The sequence below is a fragment of the Streptomyces sp. NPDC058157 genome (assembly GCF_042884105.1).
Lineage (GTDB): Bacteria > Actinomycetota > Actinomycetes > Streptomycetales > Streptomycetaceae > Streptomyces.
This window is the reverse complement of the sequence record NZ_JBHVUQ010000315.1, coordinates 1-5,715: the sequence shown is the minus strand read 5'-3', so window position 1 is coordinate 5,715 and position 5,715 is coordinate 1. Positions and strand designations below refer to the sequence as shown.

4 protein-coding genes are annotated in these 5,715 nt (G+C 70.1%); all 4 read left to right on the top strand.

Annotation, left to right across the window (positions count from 1 at the left end; all coding sequences use genetic code 11):
- On the top strand, positions 1-336 hold a 336-nt coding region (locus ACFVXK_RS36695), incomplete at its 5' end, for a methionine adenosyltransferase domain-containing protein (RefSeq protein WP_389621138.1).
- 1 nt (position 337) lies between these two features.
- Positions 338-1,321 carry a carbohydrate kinase family protein gene (locus ACFVXK_RS36690; RefSeq protein WP_389621135.1) on the top strand — a complete coding sequence of 328 codons (984 nt, stop codon included), beginning with the start codon at positions 338-340 and terminating at the stop codon, positions 1,319-1,321.
- A 1-nt stretch (position 1,322) separates the two neighbouring features.
- Positions 1,323-4,778, top strand: coding sequence for a methionine synthase (gene metH, locus ACFVXK_RS36685; protein WP_389621132.1), 3,456 nt, complete (start codon positions 1,323-1,325; stop codon positions 4,776-4,778).
- A 35-nt stretch (positions 4,779-4,813) separates the two neighbouring features.
- On the top strand, positions 4,814-5,715 hold a 902-nt coding region (locus tag ACFVXK_RS36680), incomplete at its 3' end, for an adenosylhomocysteinase (RefSeq protein ID WP_389621129.1).

Below are 5,715 nucleotides of genomic sequence, written 5' to 3'. Positions count from 1 at the left end.
GCCGCGTACGCGATGCGCTGGGTCGCCAAGAACGTCGTCGCCGCCGGCCTCGCGGCCCGCTGCGAGGTCCAGGTCGCGTACGCGATCGGCAAGGCCGAGCCCGTCGGCCTGTTCGTCGAGACCTTCGGCACCGGCACCCTGCCCGACGGGCGCATCCAGGAGGCGGTCTCGGCCGTCTTCGACCTCCGCCCGGCAGCGATCGTCCGCGACCTCGACCTGCTGCGGCCCATCTACGCCCAGACCGCCGCGTACGGTCACTTCGGCCGCGAGCTCCCCGACTTCACCTGGGAGCGCACCGACCGCGTGCACGCCCTGCGCCAGGCGGCCGGGGTCTGACATGCGGATCGCTGTCACGGGTTCCATCGCGACCGATCACCTGATGACCTTCCCCGGCCGGTTCGCCGAGCAGTTGCTGGCGGACCGGCTGGACCGGGTCTCCCTGTCCTTCCTCGCCGACCACCTGGACGTGCGGCGTGGCGGCGTGGCGGCGAACATCGCCTTCGGCCTCGGCGTACTGGGGCTGCGCCCCCTGCTGGTGGGCGCGGTGGGCGCGGACTTCGAGCCGTACCGGGTGTGGCTCAAGGACCACGGGGTGGACACCGACTCCGTACGCGTCAGCGACACCCTCCACACGGCCCGCTTCGTCTGCACCACCGACGCTGAGCAGAACCAGATCGCGACCTTCTACGCGGGCGCGATGGCCGAGGCCCGCGAGATCGACCTGCACGAGGTCTTCGCCCGCGCCGGCCGCCCCGACCTGGTGCTCGTCTCCCCGGACGACCCGCAGGCCATGCTCCGCCACACCCGGGCCTGCCGGGACCTGGGCGTCCCCTTCGCCTCCGACCCCTCCCAGCAGCTCGCCCGGCTCAGCGGAGAAGAAGTGCTGGAACTGCTCGACGGGGCGACCCGGCTGTTCACCAACGAGTACGAGTCCGCCCTGCTCTGCGAACGCTCCGGGCTCACCGAGGCACAGGTCCTGGAACGGGTCGGCTCCTGGGTCACCACCCGCGGCGAGGACGGCGTACGCATCCGCACCGCCGCCGGCGGGGACCTGACCGTCCCGGCGGTGCCCGTCTCGGACGTGGCCGACCCGACCGGCGTCGGCGATGCCTTCCGGGCCGGGTTCCTCGCCGGAACGGCCTGGGGCGTACCCGAGCCGTACGCGGCCCAGCTGGGCTGCGCGATCGCGGCGACCGTGCTCGACCACACCGGCACCCAGGAGTACCGGCTGACCCGGGAGGCCCTTCTGGCCCGGCTGCGCTCCGCCTACGGCCCGCGGAGCGAAGAGGAACTGTCCGAACACCTGAGGGGACTGGGATGAGATGAGGCGGTCACTGAGGGAGGAGTTCGCGACCCGGGTGGTGGTCGCGGACGGGGCGATGGGCACGATGCTCCAGGCGGCCGACCCCACCATGGACGACTTCCTGGGGCTGGAGGGCTGCAACGAGATCCTCAACTCCACCCGCCCCGACATCGTCCGCTCGGTGCACGACGCCTACTTCTCGGTCGGCGTCGACTGCGTCGAGACGAACACCTTCGGCACGAACCTGTCCGCGCTCGCCGAATACGGGGTCGAGGAACGGATCTACGAGCTCGCCGAGGCCGGCGCCCGCATCGCCCGCGAGTCGGCGGACGCCTTCACCGCGGACGACGGCCGGCCCCGCTGGGTCCTGGGCTCCATGGGCCCGGGCACCAAGCTCCCCACCCTCGGGCACATCGCCTACGACCGGCTGCGCGCCGCCTACCAGGAGAACGCCGAGGGCCTGATCCGCGGCGGCGCGGACGCCCTCCTCGTCGAGACCAGCCAGGACCTCCTGCAGACCAAGGCCGCCGTCATCGGCGCCCGGCGCGCCCTGGACTGGTGCGGGATGGGGGACCTCCCGCTGATCGTCCAGGTCACGGTGGAGGCGACCGGCGCGATGCTGCTGGGTTCGGAGATCGGTGCGGCCCTGACGGCCCTGGAGCCGCTGGGCATCGACATGATCGGCCTGAACTGCGCGACGGGTCCGGCGGAGATGAGCGAGCACCTGCGCTACCTCGCCCGCAACGCCCGCATCCCGCTCTCCTGCATGCCGAACGCGGGTCTGCCGGTGCTGACGAAGCAGGGGGCGCACTACCCCCTGTCGGCGTCGGAGCTGGCGGACGCGCAGGAGACGTTCGTCCGCGAGTACGGCCTGTCCCTGGTCGGCGGCTGCTGCGGGACGACACCCGAGCACCTGAGGCAGATCGTGGAACGGGTGCGCGGGGCGGCCGTGGTGGCTCGGACCCCGAACCCCGAGCCGGGGGCGGCTTCCCTATATCAGACGGTGCCGTTCCGTCAGGACACCTCGTACATGGCGATCGGTGAGCGGACGAACGCGAACGGGTCGAAGAAGTTCCGTGAGGCGATGCTGGAGGCGCGCTGGGACGACTGTGTGGAGATGGCGCGGGACCAGATCCGTGAGGGCGCGCACATGCTGGACCTGTGTGTGGACTACGTGGGTCGTGACGGCGTCGCGGACATGCAGGAGCTCGCCGGCCGTTTCGCCACCGCTTCCACCCTCCCCATCGTGCTGGACTCCACCGAGGTCCCGGTGATCCAGGCGGGTCTGGAGAAGCTGGGCGGGCGCGCCGTCATCAACTCGGTCAACTACGAGGACGGTGACGGTCCGGAGTCGCGGTTCGCGAAGGTGACCCGTCTGGCGCAGGAGCACGGGGCGGCGCTGATCGCGTTGACGATCGACGAGGAGGGCCAGGCCCGCACGGTCGAGCACAAGGTCGCGATCGCCGAGCGCCTCATCGAGGACCTGACGTCGAACTGGGGGATCCGTGAGTCGGACATCCTCATCGACACCCTCACCTTCACGATCTGCACGGGTCAGGAGGAGTCCCGCAAGGACGGCATCGCCACGATCGAGTCGATCCGCGAGCTCAAGCGCCGTCACCCGGACGTCCAGACCACGCTGGGCCTGTCGAACATCTCCTTCGGCCTGAACCCGGCCGCCCGCGTCCTGCTGAACTCCGTCTTCCTGGACGAGTGCGTGAAGGCGGGTCTGGACTCGGCGATCGTCCACGCGTCGAAGATCCTGCCGATCGCCCGGTTCGACGAGGAGCAGGTCAGCACCGCCCTCGATCTGATCTACGACCGCCGCGAGGGGGACTACGACCCGCTGCAGAAGCTGATGGCCCTGTTCGAGGGGGTCAACACCAAGTCGCTGAAGGCCGGCCGCGCCGAGGAGCTCCTCGCGCTGCCCCTGGACGAGCGTCTCCAGCGGCGGATCATCGACGGGGAGAAGAACGGTCTGGAGGCGGACCTCGACGAGGCGCTGCAGACGCGCCCCGCCCTCGACATCGTCAACGACACCCTCCTGGAGGGGATGAAGGTCGTCGGTGAGCTGTTCGGCTCGGGCCAGATGCAGCTGCCGTTCGTGCTCCAGTCGGCCGAGGTGATGAAGACGGCGGTGGCCTACCTCGAACCGCACATGGAGAAGACCGACGACGAGGGCAAGGGCACGATCGTGCTGGCCACCGTCCGCGGCGACGTCCATGACATCGGCAAGAACCTCGTCGACATCATCCTCACCAACAACGGCTACAACGTCGTGAACATCGGTATCAAGCAGCCCGTCTCCGCGATCCTGGAAGCCGCCCAGGAGCACAAGGCCGACGTGATCGGCATGTCGGGTCTCCTGGTGAAGTCCACCGTGATCATGAAGGAGAACCTGGAGGAGCTCAACCAGCGCAAGCTGGCCGCCGACTACCCGGTCATCCTGGGCGGCGCCGCCCTGACCCGGGCCTACGTCGAGCAGGACCTCCACGAGATCTACGAGGGCGAGGTCCGCTACGCCCGTGACGCGTTCGAGGGCCTGCGGCTGATGGACGCCCTGATCGCCGTCAAGCGCGGCGTCCCCGGCGCCGAACTCCCGCCCCTCAAGCAGCGCCGCGTACCGCAGCGGGCCGCCGTCCTCGACGTGCGGGAACCGGAGGACGCCGGCCGGTCCGACGTGGCCGTCGACAACCCGGTGCCCACCCCGCCCTTCTGGGGGACCCGCGTGGTCAAGGGCATCCAGCTCAAGGAGTACGCGGGCTGGCTCGACGAGCAGGCGCTGTTCAAGGGCCAGTGGGGCCTCAAGGACGCGGACTCGATCGCCACGGACGGCAGGCCCCGCCTGCGCGGCTGGCTGGACCGGATGCACACGGAGCGGCTCCTCGAAGCGGCCGTGGTCCACGGCTACTTCCCGTGCGTCTCCAAGGGCGACGACCTGATCGTCCTGGACGAGGACGGCGCCGAGCGGACCCGGTTCACCTTCCCGCGCCAGAGCCGGGGCCGGCGGCTGTGCCTCGCCGACTTCGTCCGGCCCGAGGAGTCGGGCGAGGTGGACGTCATCGGCCTCCAGGTGGTCACCGTCGGCTCGAAGATCGGCGAGGCCACGGCCAAGCTGTTCGAGTCCGACTCCTACCGCGACTACCTCGAACTGCACGGCTTGTCCGTCCAGCTCGCCGAAGCCCTCGCCGAGTACTGGCACGCCCGCGTCCGCGCCGAACTGGGGATCGCCGCATCGGACCCGGCGGGCATGGACGGCATGTTCCGTACCGAGTACCAGGGCTGCCGCTACTCGCTCGGCTACCCGGCCTGCCCGGAGCTGTCCGACCGGGCCAAGATCGCCGAACTGCTCCGCCCCGAGCGGATCGGCGTCCACCTCTCGGAGGAGTTCCAGCTCCACCCCGAGCAGTCCACCGACGCCCTGGTCGTCCACCACCCCGAGGCCGGCTACTTCAACGCGGGAGGCCGCCGATGACCCCGGCCCCCGCACCTTTCCAAGGAGCACACCGCATGTCTGCCGCTTTCACCGACTACAAGGTCGCCGACATCTCCCTCGCCGCCTTCGGCCGCAAGGAGATCACCCTGGCCGAGCACGAGATGCCGGGTCTGATGTCGATCCGGCGGGAGTACGCCGAGGCGCAGCCGCTGGCCGGCGCCCGCATCACCGGCTCCCTGCACATGACCGTGCAGACCGCCGTCCTGATCGAGACCCTGGTGGCGCTCGGCGCCGACGTCCGCTGGGTGTCCTGCAACATCTACTCGACGCAGGACCACGCCGCCGCGGCCGTCGCGGCCGCCGGGATCCCGGTCTTCGCCTGGAAGGGCGAGACGCTGGAGGAGTACTGGTGGTGTACGGAGCAGGCGCTGACCTGGCCCGGACAGGCCGGCCCGAACATGATCCTGGACGACGGCGGTGACGCCACCCTCCTGGTCCACAAGGGCGTCGAGTACCAGAAGGCCGGGGCCGTCCCGGACGCCTCGACCGCCGACAACGAGGAGATGGCCATCGTCCTGGGCCTGCTGACGAAGACGGACATCGACTGGTCCGCCCTCGCGTCCGGGATCCGTGGCGTGACGGAGGAGACCACGACCGGTGTCCACCGTCTCTACGAGATGATGGCCTCGGGTGACCTCCTGTTCCCCGCGATCAATGTAAACGACGCGGTGACGAAGTCGAAGTTCGACAACAAGTACGGCTGCCGCCACTCGCTGATCGACGGCATCAACCGTGCCACGGACGTCCTGATCGGCGGCAAGGTCGCGGTCGTCTGCGGTTACGGCGACGTGGGCAAGGGCTGCGCGGAGTCGCTGCGCGGCCAGGGCGCGCGGGTGATCGTCACGGAGATCGACCCGATCTGCGCGCTGCAGGCGGCGATGGACGGTTACCAGGTGGCCACGCTGGACGACGTCGT